The 17,186-nt window shown below is 66.3% G+C and carries 13 protein-coding genes and 1 pseudogene; 6 read left to right on the top strand and 8 right to left on the bottom strand.

From position 1 onward, the window contains the following. The first annotated feature begins 1,576 nt into the window (after positions 1 to 1,576). Positions 1,577 to 1,879 carry a hypothetical protein gene (locus tag GTV32_RS02710; protein ID WP_161058832.1) on the top strand — a complete coding sequence of 101 codons (303 nt, stop codon included), beginning with the start codon at positions 1,577 to 1,579 and terminating at the stop codon, positions 1,877 to 1,879. A gap of 396 nt (positions 1,880 to 2,275) precedes the next feature. Next, positions 2,276 to 2,467: a hypothetical protein gene (locus GTV32_RS02705; RefSeq protein WP_161058831.1), complete on the top strand. Its 192-nt coding sequence runs from the start codon at positions 2,276 to 2,278 to the stop codon at positions 2,465 to 2,467. Between the two features lie 1,153 nt (positions 2,468 to 3,620). Here GTV32_RS02705 and GTV32_RS23290 read toward each other — a convergent pair. Continuing rightward, the gene (locus GTV32_RS23290) at positions 3,621 to 3,884 is read right to left on the bottom strand and encodes a hypothetical protein (protein WP_237421999.1); all 264 of its coding nucleotides are present in this window, start codon (positions 3,882 to 3,884) and stop codon (positions 3,621 to 3,623) included. Between the two features lie 26 nt (positions 3,885 to 3,910). Here GTV32_RS23290 and GTV32_RS02695 point away from each other — a divergent pair. Beyond that, positions 3,911 to 4,354: pseudogene (locus tag GTV32_RS02695) on the top strand (DUF2461 domain-containing protein); the annotation flags it as partial. On the opposite strand, the gene GTV32_RS02690 reads toward GTV32_RS02695, so the two are convergent. From GTV32_RS02690 to GTV32_RS02665, 6 genes are all read right to left on the bottom strand, one after another. After that, positions 4,351 to 5,916 (bottom strand): HD domain-containing phosphohydrolase, encoded by a 1,566-nt coding sequence (locus tag GTV32_RS02690; RefSeq protein ID WP_161058828.1) that lies wholly within the window; start codon positions 5,914 to 5,916, stop codon positions 4,351 to 4,353. The pseudogene GTV32_RS02695 and the gene GTV32_RS02690 sit on opposite strands and share 4 nt — an antisense overlap. Positions 5,917 to 5,997: 81 nt before the next feature. Continuing rightward, positions 5,998 to 6,738, bottom strand: coding sequence for a hypothetical protein (locus GTV32_RS02685; RefSeq protein ID WP_161058827.1), 741 nt, complete (start codon positions 6,736 to 6,738; stop codon positions 5,998 to 6,000). Between the two features lie 87 nt (positions 6,739 to 6,825). Then, positions 6,826 to 7,227 (bottom strand): YchJ family metal-binding protein, encoded by a 402-nt coding sequence (locus GTV32_RS02680; RefSeq protein ID WP_161058826.1) that lies wholly within the window; start codon positions 7,225 to 7,227, stop codon positions 6,826 to 6,828. Between the two features lie 204 nt (positions 7,228 to 7,431). Then, entirely contained in the window at positions 7,432 to 8,277 is an 846-nt protein-coding gene (locus GTV32_RS02675; protein ID WP_161058825.1) for a sucrase ferredoxin, read from the bottom strand. Positions 8,278 to 8,324: 47 nt separating this feature from the next. Continuing rightward, positions 8,325 to 9,554, bottom strand: a complete 1,230-nt coding sequence (locus GTV32_RS02670) for a cupin domain-containing protein (RefSeq protein ID WP_161058824.1) — start codon at positions 9,552 to 9,554, stop codon at positions 8,325 to 8,327. Positions 9,555 to 9,564: 10 nt separating this feature from the next. Further along, on the bottom strand, positions 9,565 to 9,810 hold the full coding sequence (locus GTV32_RS02665; RefSeq protein ID WP_161058823.1) for a BatC protein: 246 nt from the start codon (positions 9,808 to 9,810) through the stop codon (positions 9,565 to 9,567). A gap of 185 nt (positions 9,811 to 9,995) precedes the next feature. On the opposite strand from GTV32_RS02665, the gene GTV32_RS02660 reads away from it, so the two are divergent. Beyond that, positions 9,996 to 11,630 carry an MFS transporter gene (locus GTV32_RS02660; protein WP_343287192.1) on the top strand — a complete coding sequence of 545 codons (1,635 nt, stop codon included), beginning with the start codon at positions 9,996 to 9,998 and terminating at the stop codon, positions 11,628 to 11,630. 304 nt (positions 11,631 to 11,934) lie between these two features. Here GTV32_RS02660 and GTV32_RS02655 read toward each other — a convergent pair whose 3' ends face one another. Further along, positions 11,935 to 12,576: a hemerythrin domain-containing protein gene (locus GTV32_RS02655; RefSeq protein WP_161058821.1), complete on the bottom strand. Its 642-nt coding sequence runs from the start codon at positions 12,574 to 12,576 to the stop codon at positions 11,935 to 11,937. Between the two features lie 120 nt (positions 12,577 to 12,696). Between GTV32_RS02655 and GTV32_RS02650 the strand changes: the two genes are divergently transcribed. Together GTV32_RS02650 and GTV32_RS02645 are read left to right on the top strand one after the other, a co-directional pair. Further along, the gene (locus GTV32_RS02650; RefSeq protein WP_202421569.1) at positions 12,697 to 16,212 is read left to right on the top strand and encodes a BTAD domain-containing putative transcriptional regulator; all 3,516 of its coding nucleotides are present in this window, start codon (positions 12,697 to 12,699) and stop codon (positions 16,210 to 16,212) included. Beyond that, positions 16,209 to 17,126, top strand: coding sequence for an NADP-dependent oxidoreductase (locus tag GTV32_RS02645; protein WP_161058820.1), 918 nt, complete (start codon positions 16,209 to 16,211; stop codon positions 17,124 to 17,126). Before GTV32_RS02650 ends, GTV32_RS02645 begins: the two co-directional genes overlap by 4 nt. Positions 17,127 to 17,186: the final 60 nt, after the last annotated feature.

The raw sequence follows: 17,186 nt of genomic DNA, 5'->3' as shown, positions 1-17,186 counted from the left end.
GACTCCGGGCAAAGGGACCGGGTCCTCGGATACCGAGACCGTCGTCCAGGAGGGGGACGGTCTCGATCAAGTCTGTGGGTAGGAGACCTCCGAGTGTCTCCTTGCTCCTACTTAGAGTGAAGGTTCAACTTTCGAGGTTCTGAGACCGAACGTGACCGACGTCACTCGCTCTAGGTCTCTCCCTCTACTTGTATAAAGGTTCCAATTTCACGCTTCGTTATCGGCTGTTACCGAGCCGATGCGAAGACGTGATAGTCGGGGGTCTGTCACAAGTGAGGTACCCACCTAGCTAGACCACCGGAGATCGAAGAGAAAGCGAGCGAAGCTCGCGCATCGGAAGTCGAAGACAGGATTCTTCGCTTCGGAGAAGGGAAGAACCTAACCGGGTTCGTCCGTCCCTAGGGGTCCGGACGACCCGAAGACTCTAAGGCGAAGGGTCGATGTCTCCGTCTCCCTAGGGGTCGACGTCGACTCGGAGAGTCCGACCCGAAAGGGAGGACGACGCTGTTGTTACGTCGTGCTGTCAGGGTCGGTCGTTCGGTCGTCTCAGTCACTTCGTTCCTTCGACTCCCTCTCTCCCTCTACTTGTATAAAGGTCTGATTCTTCGATCCCGGAGTACAAAGTCAAGTAATCGTTATCCGAACGAGATCGTAGAGCGGTAGCGTCTAGAGAACATCCGTCTCCTACATCGGGCCGATGCACAGACACTCGTTCCTGGCTCTGAGAGCGACGCTGACGGAGTTTTACCCGTTCTCCGGTACGCCTACACCCCCGGACGGTTACAGACGCTCTGAGCGCTCTCACCACAAATGCGATAGCCGGCGGGTTGAAATACTCCTGCCACTCGACGTCGGGGAGGTCGATCCGGTCTCCCGGCTTGACGTCGGTCGCGAACCCCGCGTCGATCGCTCGCTTCCACGCCTTCCGGTACTTGATGACCGACGGCTTGGACATGGCTCCTGTCTGTGCGAAACCAGTGACCGTAAACCGGTTAAGTTCTTTACCGGTTTTGCCTCTACCACCTTTGGCTTCATCGGTGGTGAACGCCCACACCAGCGCGGCGCGCTTCCACGTCTTGCGGTATTTGGCGACCGTCGGGCGAGACATCGCCCCTGTACGTGCGAACTCCGACACCGACTGCCTGTCAATTTCTTTACAGGCATATTGATTTCGGCCTTCGTAGGTGAACGCCCACAGTCGGACCAAGTCCGACGAAGAGGGCCGACTCCGTCGTCCCGACCAGCGCTCGACTCGGAGCAGGTCAACCGACGGAACACCCACGCGATGTACGGGAGTCGGAGCTTCTAACCTGCGCGTGACGACGGAGGCGCATAACGAGGCGGGACAGACCCCACCGGGAGGGGTCCCCCCGTGCCCCTGCGACGACCAGCAACGACGATTGCACTCGACACGAACGCGAGCGACGAACGAGACGGTCGAGGACGAACGAGGATCGAACAATCGTTCGGCACGACGATGCACCGACCACCCGCGCGTCAACGGGAGCGCGGCGAACCACCGACCCGCGTCGCGTTCTCGGCTCGAGTGTCGGTGACAGTCGGTAGCGTCCCCCGTATGACCCAGCCGATACCCGCCGGCCCACAACAACCGGAGCCCTACTTCGACCAGGGCATCGGCATGTGGATCTACCCCGACGGGTCGATGTTCGATCCCGTCTCCGGTTCGTGGGTGACCCAGTACCGACCCGACTACACCCACCCTCCGGTGGTCAATCAACAGGTCGTCTACGGCTACAACGGACCGGTCTACGTCCCGCGGAAGTCGTGTCCCCACGTGATGCACGCGGTGTTGACGTTGCTCACCTGCGGTCTGTGGCTCCCGATCTGGATCATCGACGCGATCGCGAAGAGCGGGTAGATCGGTCGTAAGGAAGTCTTCCGCTTTCATGACGCGGATTCGTTGACCCGACGCCCCGCTCGGTAGCGAACTCGGGGACGGAGCATAGAACAAGCTGTTAGCGGACCTGTGTAGGACACGCCGGTGAATACGGCGCGATGATCCACAACGTAGCCCTGAGCAGGGCTTTGATGATTCGCGGTGAAGAAGCCAGTCTCATCCACCAGTTTGACCGCGCCGAACGATATCGTAAGTACCACACGAGAACAGCGAAAACCTCGGCACCCGCCGGGGTTGCTCGAGGGTCTCACCGTGAGCTTGTGTCAATACACCTACCTCAAGCTAACACACCGTCTACCTAGACTAGTAGAGGCTCTCACTCGTGTGTCCGAGCAGGTCAACGTGTGAGGAGAGCAAATGTCTGATCCTTCGCCTATCGGGGGTTTTCTCGAACCCCTTGTCCGAGTCCTACCGCCCGAGACGGTCCCGATCGTCTTCGTGACGGGTCTGATCGCATGGGGACTCGTCCCCGCGGTCTGGCTTCCGTATGCGGGCATCGTCTTGATCCTCCACGCGGTCAAGTCGCTGATCGGGCTCAAGTCTGGCTGAGGACGTACTCCTCCTCGATCCCGACGTCGGGTTCATATTCGGCCGGCGTCGGGTCTCGGCCCTCGTCCAACCGTGAGCGTGGACAGCACGCCGGTCTCGTTCGGAGATCAGCCGTATCGAACGCGAGTGGTTCCCTCGGGTGGTTAGTCCGTCGTCCGGTGGGAGTTGAACGGGTTTGTCCACGGATCGTCAGGCGTCGGAGTCGACGACCTGTTGGGAGTCGACGACGGTCTCTGACTCTTCGGTGTCGAACTCAGGTCGTGCGGTAGCTCGACCGTTGAACGGCGCGGCTCCGCTGCGCCTAGTTCCCAACCGTCGAACGGTCGGTATTCCCCGGTGCTGTACTCGACGACGTCACCGTCATCGGTGACACGCCAACTACGAGGAGTCGACGACGCAGGAGTCGACGACGCAGGAGTCGACGACGCAGGAGTCGACGACGAGCCGACACCGGAGTCAGCCGGAACAAAAGGAGGCTGACGATCGTCTTCGCCTCCCTCGGGGTCGGCTTCGACTCCGGTGCTGTGAGTCATCGACCCCGAGGGAGATGACGAACTCATCGGTTCGTCACCGGTGACCCGAGGAGGATGAGACGGAGGAGTCGGAGGAACCGAAGGGTCCGACGACGACGGAGTCGAAGACGACGAGGCCGACTCCCTAGGGGTCGTCGACCCCGATGAGTAGTTCCGTTGAGTAGTTGGTGTCCCACTGACGGGACCCACTTCTCCCACAGATGGGACCCAGTTCTCCCACGAACGGGACCCAGTTTCGGCAACGTCGGGTATGTGAGTCCCATCAGTGGGACCCGGTTTGTCGATCGTCGGGATCGTCAATCGGTACTCGGTCGACGTTCCTCGGACGCTTCCACCGCGCGAGATCCGCTCGATCCAACCTTTGTCGACACACAGATTGATGTGTTCTATGACCCGAGTCCTCGACACACCGGACTCACGGACGAGGGTCTCGAGCGATGGCCACGCTTCGAGCGTGTAGTTGTCGGCGTAGGTCATCAGCGCACCGAGCGTCTTCGCGACGGGCCTAAGGTCCTTATCCGGGCACCGGAAGAACGCTCGCTGCCACCGGATCAACGGAACCGCGAGTTGTTCCCTACGCTGTCGATCCTCCTCCGGAGAGAGCACGTAGTCGGTCTCTGTCATGCACCCACCTTCGTGTAGAACTCGGTGACCGAGCGACCGATCACCGGAGAGTCGTCTGAGTACTCCTCGACGACGCTCTCAGATAGCTCGTAAGCGCCTCCGGCGAGCTCTTCGGCTACCGGTGCGTACAGGTCCGAGTCGGTCCGGACAAGCTCGCTCCGGAGCACGAGCAACCCTTCGGCGGTCGCGTGCGCGTACAACAACCCGTCTTCGGCGACGAGTTCGACAGCGGTCTCATTCCAAGTGTGTTCGTAGTTCATGGTTCAATTCCCTTCTTGTATCTTGTGTCGTGTTTGACAAGGACAAGACGCCGTACAAGACCCATCAGGGCGCTTTCGTCGGGGTGGCTCCGGCGACCGGGTACTACGTACAGATCGGCGCACCGGGCGTCCGCGTCGGCGCCGGCTTCTACGAGGCGTCCGCCGACCGCCTTGTCGCACTGCGGGCGGCGATCGACCATGACCGGCACGGTGCGGAGCTCGAACGGCTGGTGAAGAAACTCGCCAAGGCCGGGTGGGAAGTCGGCGGCGACAAGCTCAAGACCTCCCCACGCGGCTGGGACCCCGACCACCCTCGGATCGACCTGTTACGCCACAAGTCCCTCACGGTCGGCCGGGACTACGGCTTCGAGGACGTGATCCACACAGGCGACCTCGTCGATCGCATCCGTACGGACTGGCGCGCGGCGACTCCGCTCGTCGAATGGGTCGCGCGGCACGGGTCACCCTAGAGGGAGCCGTCACCGACGTCCGGAGCGGCGAGTCCGTTCCGTAGCGCGTAGAGGCTCGCGCCCACCCGATTGACAGCGCCGATCTTGGTGTACGTGTGCTCAACGTGATTGCGTACTGTCTTCTCGCTCAACACAAGCCGTGCCGCGATCTCCCGGTTGGACATGCCGCGCGCCACGAGTCCAAGGATCTCGGTCTCGCGCGGCGTCAGCGTGTCCTCTCGTCGGACGCGCGCTCCCTTGTGTCCGGCGGCGCTCAGAACCGCCTCCACACAGTCACCGTCGAGCGCGCCACGGTCAGCACGCCTCGTAAGCCGGGCCGCGGCATCTTCGTCGGTGAATGCGTCGCGATACGGCCGCGGCTCAGTCGCCGACTGGTACGCGACCGCAGCCGCCACCAGCCGTTGGCTGCGGCCGAGCGCGGCACCCCCGACCCCCAGCGGGTAGCCACTGCCGTCGAGATGCTCGTGATGGCTCCGCGCGATCGCCGCGACGGCACCAAACCCGGGGATACGCATGAGAACTCGATCGGTGAGATACGGATGCATCCGAACCCGCTCCCACTCGGCACCGGTCAGCTCTGCCGGTTTCGACCAGATCTGACTGGACACACCGATCCGCCCGATGTCATGGAGATGCCCGGCCCGACGGACAATGTCGACCTCGGCCGACGACATCCCCATCTGCCCGGCGGCAGCGCCCGCGAGCGTGGCCACATTCCGCGAATGTCCCAGCGAAAAAGGGCATTTGAGGTCACCGAAGTCGCCGATCGCGGTCACCAGGGCGTCGAGTCCGGCATCGTCGAGTGCCATTTCCCAGTCGGGGGCGAGAGTGATCGCATCGCTCCACGGATCATCGCCGGCGACTGCGAGCATGCTCTCCGCGTCCGCGACGAACGCGTCGACGACCACCGGATCGAAATGGCCGCCGCGACGGCTGCCTGCCATCGCGACCGCCCCGTCGAGGCCATACGTCCGGTGATGGACCTCTGCCACGTCGGCGACCTGCGCGACCCGCATCTCGATTGGTATGTCGTCGCCGGCCGCGCCGGCGGGCAGTCCACCGCCGTCGAAACGCTCGTAGGTGAAGGCGATCGCACGCTCGACGTCAGGGCCGAGGCCGACGTGCCGGGCCAACGCCGCCGCCGACATGCAATGGGAGTGCACGAGGGTCGCGAGTTGGCCGCGAGCGTCACGGAACAGCGTCGCCATCGTCTTCACCCGGTATCCGAGCGGCTCACCCCGCCCCACATTGCCCAGCAGAAACCGCAAGTACGGAATCCCGGACCAGTCGACGAGGTACGCGTCTCTGCGGACCGCGATGTCGTCGCCGAACCACCGTGCGTACTCGTGCGAATCCGCATGACAACCGATCCACATCAGCAGGGTCGCGTAATAGGTGGTGGCACGCTGGGCGCGGTCCAGGCCCAACCGGTCGGCCAACCGGCAGGCGATGACGGCCGAACGCAGCATGTGCTCGGCGGGCTGACCGAGCCCGAGGTCGATGGCGACCGAGAGACCCGCCAACACCTCGACACGCCGCGGGAGCAGAGGTTGCCCGGTCATGAGTCCATTGTCATCCCGATGACCGGCGATGTCAGCCGTCGGTTCGCCCGCACACCGCGCGAACAGTCCGGCGCGTCGTCCTCACGCCACCTCCGCATCGTCGGCGACCACGTCACCTGCCCGTGCCGGCGGCGGAGTGAAGCTCGCCTGCCCGACGAAGAACAACCCACGCTGTGGGAGCCAGAAATCCCCCAGCGCGGTCTGCACGTCGAGCGGGGCAGGTGCACCGAGGTTCTGCCCCCGATGCGTGGCCTCGGCGGAGGCCACCCGCCAGACCTGGAGCGGCGTCGCGCGGAACAGAGGACCATTCGGTGTCCGTCCGCACAATCGCATGCGGCCCGAGCCCAGCACCGCACCGGCCATCGGGCCCATGACGGTCAGAACCGAAGCACTGGTCAATGCCCGCATGGGCATGGCCGCACCCATCGCGGTCAGGATTCGGGTCGCCGGGGACGACGCCAACTCGAGTCGCCACCGCAGTTCATCGCCGAGGGCCACCTCGACCTGCGACCCGTCGGTCCACGAGATGTCGATGGCAGGCACGCGTCTCACATCGGCGCCCGCGCCGAAGTAGCGGGGACAGCTGGCAGCAGGATCCGTCGTCGTATGAATAGTCCACCGGCCCTGTGGGTCTCTGTGCCAGATCGTTCGGTAGGGAGCCCCGAGGGAACTCGCCAGCATCTCGCGTAACGCGAGATAATGGCCCGAGGCGAACGGAATCCCCATGACGCCGTAGCCCGCGAACCGCTCGTCGGACCCGCCAGGTAGATCGGGATGTGCACGCAGGGCGGTGACCGCCTCATATGGAGTGTGAGTGTTCATGAACTCAGTTTGAGACCGGACATGTGGACGGCACGTGGGGCAAATGCCTCAAATCTGGAGCGATGGCGAGGTCACGCGTGCGGAACTCTAGGTGACAAAGCCGTCGACATACACCCAGCGTCCGTCGAAGCGCTCGAAACGGCTTCGCTCGTGAAGTGTTCCGCGGATCCCGTCACGCCGGTGGTACGCGGTGAACACCACTTCTCCGGTCTTCTCGAACGGTGTACCGCCGGAAGTGGATTCGATGTCCAGCCGATACCACTCCTGCGTGTCGTCGAGGTCGAGGACACGGGGTCGCGTGCGTGGATGCCAACTCGCGAGAAGGTGCTCACGGTCGCCCAACGCGAATGCCGTGAATCGTGAGCGCATCAGGGCCTCGGCGGTACCGGCCTTTCGTTCACCGGACAGGACCGGTCCACAGCAGTCGTCGAAGGCCAGACCCGACGTACACGGGCATCGCTCCGACTGCAGGCTTTTCGAATTGCTCATCGTCGTCAGCCTATTCCCAGACAGCCTTCGACAGCGGATCGGCAGGCCGCCCACCTGGACGGGACATGATCGCGAGACGCGGGCCGTCTCCACTCACGCGGGGCGAACGGCCAGACGCGGGTCGTCGACTACCCGCGTCACCCGAGCCCACCCGCGTCACCGAAGACCACTCGTGGCGTGGCCACCCTTCGTGACGCTCGCTCCTCAGGGACCGGGCCGGAGGACGCTCATCGACACCAGTACGAACTGGCGCACCCGTCCGATGGCCTGCGAACCGCACGTCGACTGCAGGGGGTCAGACATCTCTTCGGACAGGATCACCTCGACCGGACCGTCGGGATCGTCGAGCAGGACCCGGATCTGTTGATCACCCCGCTGCACGTCCAGCGGGGCCAACGCGTCGATCCGGTCGATGCCGGTCTCCTGCCGCACGAAATGCTGGGCCGCCTGCACCGGGTGCGGCAACGAGGTCCGGCCTCGCAGGTGCGAATCGTCAAGTCTTCCAGCGTTGTACAGCCGGACCAACGCGGCCGGATCGTCGGACGAATCGACTCTGCCGTAGCTCAGGCCGTGCGGCAGGATGAGCATCGTCGCGGCAAACCGGTCGCCACCGAGATGGGAACACTCCCAGGTCCATTCGGGGAACCCGGCGGCGATGGCGGTGGTCGCCGCACGACCGCGTACCGCGCAGCACTGATCATGTTTCCCGTGTGCGCAGATCGCGACCACAGGGTCCGACGACGATTCACCGTCGGAGCCGTCCAAGGCGAGTTCGAGGTAGTCGGCCGGGCCGGCCACCTCTCCCCGATGGACCGACTCCGCTCCGGGGCGCGAGTGCACGACAAACCAGCGCCACCGTGGAGTGGGTGCACGTTTTCCCGGCCGCCGGATCGCGACGATACGCATGCCCGTCGCCTCGACCCGCCGGACGATGGAGCGGCCGAGCGCCGGGTCGATGATCTTGGGCGAGTTGAGGAACACCGACGGTCCCCACGGGCCCGACAGTTCCAGGAGCAGCCACGAGAACCCAGCTGACGCGGTGCCATACATTGGGTCGCCACGCTCCAGCGACTGATCGCTACACGGGGTGCTGCCCCTCACGCCGGCGAACCCGTCGACATCTCGGCGGGCACGACGACGGCCTCGCGGAGCAACCGTCTGATCAACACCATGCCGTCGGCCGCGTCGAGTCCGGGCAGCGCTCCGGCGGACACGATCTCACGGTGTGCCACCGCGTTCAGAGCGTCGGCACAGTATCCCGGGAAGCTGATCGTCCGATCACGTAGACGGAGCTCCACACGGTCCGCCGCCCGACGCACCGTTCCCACCAATCCGTGCCGCCACCGCACCGCAACCGTGGCATCGAGGTCGTCGATGACGGCGGCCGTGCGGAGGGGCCACACGGCGGCCGGCCGGGTCTGCTCGGCGAACCGCGCTCGCAGTCGGGCGGTGGTGGCGTCACCGAGCTCGGTGCTCCGGTCCCGCAGCACCGCGACGAGCGCGGCCATCGCTTTCGTGGCCATCGCCTCTGTCTCGTCGCGATCGGTCAGGTCGATTGCCATCGGCAACGACGACCGGAACTCCTCGACACCGGCGAGCTCGTCGACGACGGCCCGGACCACGTCGCCGACGGTGGTCGCGGCCACTCCGATGGTGAGATGAATCGAGGTGTCGCCCTGTGCCAGCGCCGAGTGAATCCACCCGCGAGGGAGGTACAGAGCGTCGCCGGGGGCCAGCACCGTGTCGATGACCGGGTCGTCGCCGACGCGCGCCTCGATGGCCGCACGATGATCTGTCCATGGCTGCGACACGAGCGGGTCGCGGTACACGGGCTCGTGCACCGTCCAGCGCTTGTGGCCAGCGGTCTGCAGGATGAACACATCGTGAACGTCGTAGTGCGGATCGAACCCCCGGTTGCCGGCCGGGGTGACGTAAGCGTTGGCCTGCACCGGGTGTCCGAGATCGTCGACCATGCCTCGAACAAAGTCGATCACCGGCGGCCACAGGCGGTGGAGTCCCTGCAACACGATCGTGGCGCCGGCCGCGAACTGGGCGAGCACTTGCGCGGAGTCCACCTGATCGGGCATCTCCGCACCGAACCCGGCCGGTCCCGTGTAGCACTCACGACCGACGAGTCCACCGTCCCTAGCCATCCGGATGAACGGAGTCCGGAGGCCGCGTCGCGCGATCAGCTCATCGACATCCGATTCCGACAGCAGGTCGTCGAAACCGCGGGGCAGCGACTCAGAACTGCTGAGCAACGGGAGCCGGCCCCAGTTCTCGCGACCGAAAGTCGCGCGATCGACCGAGATACAGCGACTCAGCATCAGGCTTCGGTCAGGCGGTTCCGTCGGCACCTCCGTCATGACCGTCGGGGTTCGAGCCACCGTCGGCCGGTCCCTCACCACCGGCGGTACCGTCGGCGCCGCCATCGTGACCGTCGGGGTTCGAGCCACCGTCGGCCGGTCCCTCACCACCGGCAGTACCGTCGGCACCGCCATCGTGACCTTCCGGATTCGAGCCACCGTCGGCAACGCCTTCGCCGCCGCCGGAAGTGGTGATGTCATCGTCGTCGAGTGCCATCGGCTTTCCTTTCGTCGTTCGGAGCTGCGTGATGGCTCCTCTTTCCACTATGAAGAGATCTCCGCGCGATGTCCTGTCATTCGCGCGATCGATCCGCGACTGTCGCTCATCCGATCCGGATGATTTCCCCTCACCAGCGGCAGCAACGGACTTCGGCCCGTGTTCCACGGCGTAATCTCACCGCGGTGCAACACTGGCGCGTTCTGATCATCCTCTGCGCAGCGCAGTTCATCATGGTGCTCGACACCACTGTCATGAACGTGTCGGTGTCCAGCGTCGTGGTCGACCTGGACACGACCATCACCCAGGTGCAGCTGGCCATCACGTTGTACACCCTGGTGATGGGCTCGTTCATGTTGTTCGGTGGGCGGCTCGGCGACATGTTCGGCCGTCGACGCGTGTTCTCGATCGGCCTGATGGTCTACGGCATCGGTTCGCTGATCACAGCGTTCAGCCCGAACATCGGGGTACTGTTGTTCGGCTGGTCCTTCGTGGAAGGAGCGGGCGCGGTCCTGGTGATGCCGGCCATCATCTCGCTCACCGCAACCAATTACGACGGCAGGGACCGCGCCACCGCATACAGCGCACTGGGCGGGATCGCCGCGGCCGGCGCCGCGGCCGGCCCCTTGATCGGCGGATGGGTCACCGAGGCATTGACGTGGCGGGTCGTGTTCGCGGCCGAAACCGTTGTGTGCCTGGCCGTGATCGCCTGCGTGCGGGTGATCTCGGATACCGGGCGATCGGGCTCGCGGCGGATGGACTGGGGCGGCACCTTCCTCTCCGCAGCAGGTCTGGGTCTCATCGTGCTGGCCTTCCTGCAGTCCGGTACCTGGGGTTTCATCCGGCCATCCGGTGCGTTGACGATCGCCGGAACTGAGATAACGCCTTTCGGGCTGTCGGTGGTGCCGTTCATGATCGCCGCCGGGGTGTTCATCCTCATCGGGTTCTTCAGTTGGGAACGTCATGTCATCGCGCGCGGTCGCACACCGTTGATGCACCCGGACCTGCTGCGGAAACTGCAGCTGCGCAACGGTCTGGTGATGATGGTCGCGCAGCAGACGATCATCGGTGGAATCTTCTTCGTGATCCCGATCTACCTGCAATACGTCTTGTTGAAGAATGCATTCGAGACGGGTGTGAAGCTGGCCCCCATGTCGGTGGCGATGCTGATAGCCGCGTTCGCGAGCCCGAAACTCGCTGCGACACAATCGCCGCGTCGAATGGTCCGGATCGGGCTGGTACTCGTGATCGTCGGGTCGTCGCTGTTGGTCACCACGATCGAGCCCCAGCTCGACGGTGTGTGGTTCGCGGTGGGGATGGCGATCTTCGGAGCCGGATTCGGCTTCATCGCCTCGCAACTCGGCAACGTCATCATGTCGTCGGTGGGTGACCGCGATCGCGGTGAGGCCGGAGGCCTCCAGGGCACCGCACAGAACATCGGTACGTCGGTCGGCGTCGCACTGCTCGGTGCGCTGCTCGTCGCATCACTCGGTGCGGGCTTCAACAATGCCGCACAGGTGGATCCGAACCTGTCCGAGCAGAGCAAGACCCGTGTCGCGGAACTGTCTGCCAACGGCGTCGAGATCGTGACCAGGGACCAGCTCACCGAGGCGGCCGAGGCGAGCGGCCTGTCGACACAGGACGTCGAACAACTAGCCGAGCACTACGAGGACGCCCAGATCCAGTCGATCAAGGACGCGATCCTGCTCGCGATCCTGTTGGCCGCGCTGGGATTCGTCATCGCCCGGCGACTCCCGCGACAGCCCGGCGCGGAACTCGGCGCGGCGCCCGTGGCCGATGCCACCCCGGAGACGCCCTGAAATCGCAAAGACCTCACCTCCCGTCAGCGATCTTGCGCGCTCCCGAGGTCTGCTGCGAGAGGTGAGGTCCGTGCAGCCGCGAAGCGGCCGCCGTCCCCCTCGGCCCGTCAGAGCCGGACGACGTTGAGGTCTTCGAGACGGCTCGGGCAACCGAGCGGCCCGTTGATTCGCGAATGGTTGTGTCGCCGCAGGTTCAGGCGGTCAGCAGCACTGCGATTCCGATGAGTGCGGCGAGGCAGCTACCGATGGTCGACTGCACAATGAACTCCTCGGCGTTTGAGAAAGTGGCAAAAGTCAAGGTGGGTCAGGCCGCTCGGACGCGTCGGGTGTGACGGGCGTAGCGGGGACTGCCGAAGATGTGCCAGATGCCGCGGACCGGGGCGGGAAGGCCGGCCAGCAGGCGTGCGCGTTCGGATGGGTTCGCATCCTCGAGGACTACGCCGAAGAGCATGAGCAATGTGAGCTTGGGAGTGTGCGTGACCAGGTGCTCGCCCTGCGAGGCCCATTCCGCTTCGGTGAGGTGGTCGGCGGCGAGCGGCAGCAGAGTGGCCTCCTCGTCGTCCAGATGCTCCAGCAGGACCGCTCGATGGTCGGTGAGCGAGGCCACCAGGGCGTCACGTTCGTCGGCTCCGGCAGTGGCCTCCCACGCTGACACCTCGGTATCCAGCCTGGTCAGCGTGGCGGCTACGCGCGTGTGCTGGCTCTCCATCCGCAGGACGATGTCGGCCCCGAGGTCCACACGGGCCAACAGCGGCGGCCACAGCAACTCGTCCTCGCCTTCGTGGTGGTTGTGCAAACCCAGTCGATAGAGGCGAAAGTGGTCGGCGATGATCGCGGCGCGACGGGTGTCGCCCGGCGCGACCGCCGCCACCAGTTCGATCAGCAGGCGCGCCTCGCGGCGGAGTCCGCGGTGGACTACTTCCATGTCCTGGGTGTCGATACTCATCTACTGGTTCCCTTCGTGTTTCATCGGTTCGATGCACCCGAGACTGCGTCCCGGCTTTTGGAAGGCACTTGGAGACAACTTGGAACACCACTGCGGGTCGCGCGTACGATCGGCCTGGTCATGGTCTTGATCCGGGTATTGGGTTCGTTCGCGGCCGAGGACAACGATGGGCCGGTTCCACTCGGCGGACCGCGGCAGCGCGGCGTGCTGGCCTTGCTGGTGGCCGCACGCGGGCAGGTCGTATCGGTCGACCGTCTGGTCGAGGATCTGTGGCAGGGCGAACCGCCAAGCCACGCCCGCACCTCGTTGCAGGCGTACGTGTCCAACCTGCGCCGGCTGCTGGAACCCGGTCGCGCACCGCGCACCCCGGCTCGGCTGCTGGTGAGCGCCGCGCCCGGTTACGCGCTGCGATTGCCGTCAGAAGCGGTGGACGCGTGGACTTTCGAGGATCTACTCGACGAGGCTCGAGCGCTCGCCGACCCCCGCGCCGCCCACACCCGGCTGGGTACGGCGTTGGCGCTGTGGCAAGGGTCGGCGTTCGCTGAGTTCGTCGACGAGCCATGGGCCAGGGCCGAGATCACGCGGCTCGACAATTTGCACGTGGTCGCCCGTGAACTGCGCGTCGCGGCGGGACTGCGGTCGGGCGACCCTGCCGCGGTGGTTCCCGAGGCCGAGGACCTGACCCGTGACGAGCCGCTGCGCGAAGAAGGCTGGCGGATGCTCGCTCTCGCCCTGTGGGGCAGCGGTCGCCGAGCCGACTCGCTGGCGGTGCTGCGTCGGGCGAGCGCGACGTTCGCCGACGAGCTGGGGCTCGATCCAGGGCCGGATCTGGTGGAACTGGAGGCAGCGATCCTCGCCCAGCGCACAGACATCCTGCGCGCTGCCGTTCCGCCGACGCCCGTGGCACCCCCGCGTGCGCAGGGTACGCCCGGCCACAATGCTCCGACGTTCGATTCCACCCGGGCGAAAGCTATCGCGGATCAGATGCGGGACGTCACACGATTGCCTGGGGAACAACCGGATTCGATACCGACAGAGGGTGGATCCGCTCCACCGCCGAGCGGCGGGCCCCGCGCCGGCACATTCGTGGGCCGCGATCGCGAACTCGCGACGCTGCTGGCCGCCGCAGAGGAGGCCACCGCCGACGGGGTTCGCGTCGCTCTCGTCACCGGGGAGGCCGGGCTCGGCAAGTCGACATTGCTGGAGCACCTCGGCGCACGCCTCGGGCAGGACGGATGGCTCGTGGCCGCCGGGCGCTGCCCAGAGCTGGACAGCGCCCCGCCGGCGTGGGCATGGGTCGAGGCACTACGGACGGTGGCGGCGGCATTCCCGCCCGCCGAGTCGGACGTCGATCTGGCGCCACTGCTCAGCGATTCCGCGCCCGGTACCGACGATGCGACGGCCGGGCGGTTCCGGCTGCGCCGAGCCCTGTGGAAGTGGCTCACCGCGGCTGCCGACGCGCGTCCCGTAGCGCTGATCCTCGACGATCTGCACTGCGCGGACGGCACAACCTTGGATCTGGTCGGCGGTGGCGTGGGTGTGCGGGCCCCGATCCTGATCGTCACGGCATATCGGTTGGACGAGAGCGAACGCCTCACCGCCACCCTCGGATCACTCGCCCGGTCCGCGCCGTTGCGGCTGGACCTGCCCGGACTGCCCGTCCACGCTGTTGCCGATCTCGTGCGCGCCGAATGCGCGGCCGACGACACGACTGTGGAAGGGATCGCCGAGCGGACCGGCGGCAACCCCTTCTATGTGCGGGAGAGCGCGCGGCTGCTTCGCGGCGAGGGCGCGCTGGTCGCGCTATCCGAGGTCCCCGGCGGTGTCCGGGATGTGCTGCGGCGCAGGCTCGCCCGGCTCCCGGAGGGCGGTGTCTCCGTCCTGCGATTGGCGGCGGTGGCCGGACGGGAGAGTTCGGTGGACCTGCTCGTCCGGGCCGCCGATACGGACGAGGACGGCGTGCTGGACGCGCTGGACGCAGGCGTCCTCGCCGGATTGCTCGACGAACCGGGGCCCGGGCGCGTACGGTTCGTGCACGCGCTGGTCCGGGACACGTTGATCACCGATGTCAGCCGGGTCCGGACCACGAGAATGCACGCCCGGATTGCCGCTGCACTGGAAGGTTCGGGCGATATCACGGCCCTCGCCCATCATTACTCGCGGGCGGGGTCACCCAAGGCCGTCAGCTATTGCGTGCGCGCCGCCGAGCTGGCCGAAGCACGCTATGCCCACGACGTAGCTGTCGCGCTCCTCACCGATGCCGTCACCAACTCCCGCGACCCGGACGAACGCATGGACCTGCTCGGCAGGCTGCTGCGCGCACAGGTCCGGTCCGGCTCCTTCGCCGCGGCCAGGGACACCCGCGAACGGGCCGTGGAGGTCGCCGACTCGATCGGGCGCGAGGACCTGATGATCGCCGCGTTCACCGCCTGGACCGAACCCACCCCCTGGCAAGCCCGCCCCTATGGCACGATCGACCACCCCATCGTCGAGCGCCTCCGCCGCCTGCTCGAACGGCCCGGCCTCCCCCCAGGCACGCGATCCCACCTTCTCATCGCCTACGCCCACGAGCTGGTCGGCGAGGACGATCCAGCAGTCGTCGCGGCGGGCGAACAAGCCCTCGACCTCACGGCCGATCCCCGCCTCCGCGCCGCGGCTTTGCTGGTCCTGGCACGCGCTTCCGGACGGGAGGAGTACTCCCGTGAGATGGTGAAGATCGGTGTCGAGCACGACCTGCCCGTCTATCACGTGACCGGGCTGCTGAACCAGGCCGCCAACGCCGCGGGGGCCAACGATCCGGCGACCATGCGCCGCGTCTCCGACAAGGCTCTCGATCTCGCCCGCACCTACCGAATGCCCGAAGCGATCGGCGCCGCCGAGATCGCACTGGCGACGCTGGTACTCATCGAGGGCCGGTTCGCCGAGGCCGAGCGCCGCTACGCCGAGGCCACCGAACGTATGGAACGCGCCGGATCGGTGCACGCCGCCGGCTTCCTCCGCCTGACGCGGGCAGCGATCTGGATCAGCGACGGCACGCTCGGCGACCACCTGGACGACGTGCGCGCTTTCCACGAGGCACTGGGCCCCATGGTCGCCGACCTGCTCACGCTCGCTCTCCACACTGCCGGCCACAGCGACGAGGCACTCCGCGCCGATGCAGCACCGGCCGCCATCCGGCCCGACTTCTTCTTCACCTTCCTGACCAGCCTGCGCGCCCTGGCGAGTATCGCGTCGAACGACCGCGCCGGCGCTGAGCAGGCCTACGCGAACCTGCTCCCACACCGAGACGGCCCCCGGCGGGCGCGGAGACCGTGTCCCTGGCGCTGCGCCCGGTGGCCCACACACTCGGCGAACTCGCCCTCTTCCTCGGCCGCCACAACGACGCCGCCGCCCACTTCACCCGGGCCGCGGACATCGCCGACCGGTGGCACGCCCCCCACTGGTCCGCCGACGCCAGGGCATAGGCCGAACGTGCTCTCGACCAACATGTTTCGCCTCGCGGCAAGCCGGAACAGCGTTCGACTGCGGGCGCTCCAGGTACCGGTTGAGCCTTCCAAGTCAGCTCCAACCACCTTCCAAAACCCCGGGACCATTGTGGAGCTCATCGGAATCGAACCATCGAGGAGCGAAGCATGAGTACACCCACTTTCCACGCCGCCGTCGTCCGCACTCCGAGCGGACCCGACTCGATCGAGATCATTGACGTCCCGCTCACCGAGCCAGGCGCCGGTGAGGTCGCGGTCGCGGTCGCGGCCGCGCCGGTCAACCCCACCGACCTGGGAGTCGCGGGCGGGTTCTTCCACGAGATGGGCATGATCGAACAGCCGTCGCACACCGGCCTGGGCTGGGACTTCGCCGGCACCGTGCGCGCCGCCGGTCCGGGCGTGGACGTGGCTGCCGGTACCCGGGTCGCCGGTGTCGTGCTCGGTTTCGACCGCGACTTCGGCACCTACGCCGAACAACTCGTCGTTCCCGCCGCCGACCTCGCCGTCGTACCCGAAGGACTCGACCTGGTCTCGGCATCGACAGTGCCGCTCAGCGGTCTGAGTGCAGCGCAGATCGTCGATCAGCTCGGCGAAGCGCCCACAGACGGAAACCAACTGCTGGTGACCGGCGCCGCCGGCGCGATCGGCGCCAACGTTGCCGCGCTCGCCCCCGACCGCGGTTGGCAGGTGACCGGCCTGGCCCGAGCATCGGACGAACAGTTCGTGCGAAGTCTCGGCGCCGACTTCGTCACGAGTACCGGGATGGGATGGGACGCGGTGGTCGACGCCACGCCCCGGCAGGCCTGGGGCCTGACCCTGGTCCGCGACAGCGGAACTTTCGTCGGCGTACGACCCAATATCGTGCCCGCGGCCGAGCGAGGGATCACAGTGCACACACTGATGGCGCGGTCGGACGCTTCGCGGTTGGAGCAACTACTGGCCTACGCGGCGTCCGGCCGGTTGCCGACTCGCGTGCATGCCGTCATGCCGTTGGACCGGGCCGCGGACGCCCATCGGGCCATGGCCGAAGGCGGGACGCGCGGTCGCTACGTACTCAAGCCATGACCGACAGCGACCACTGCGCAGATCAGACTCTTCGGTGGCGGTCTCCCGCGTGAACAGCGT

Origin of the sequence: Gordonia sp. SID5947, assembly GCF_009862785.1 — a bacterium.
Taxonomy (GTDB): Bacteria; Actinomycetota; Actinomycetes; order Mycobacteriales; family Mycobacteriaceae; genus Gordonia.
Note: the sequence above shows the minus strand (reverse complement) of the source record. Positions and strands in the feature narration are given on the sequence as shown.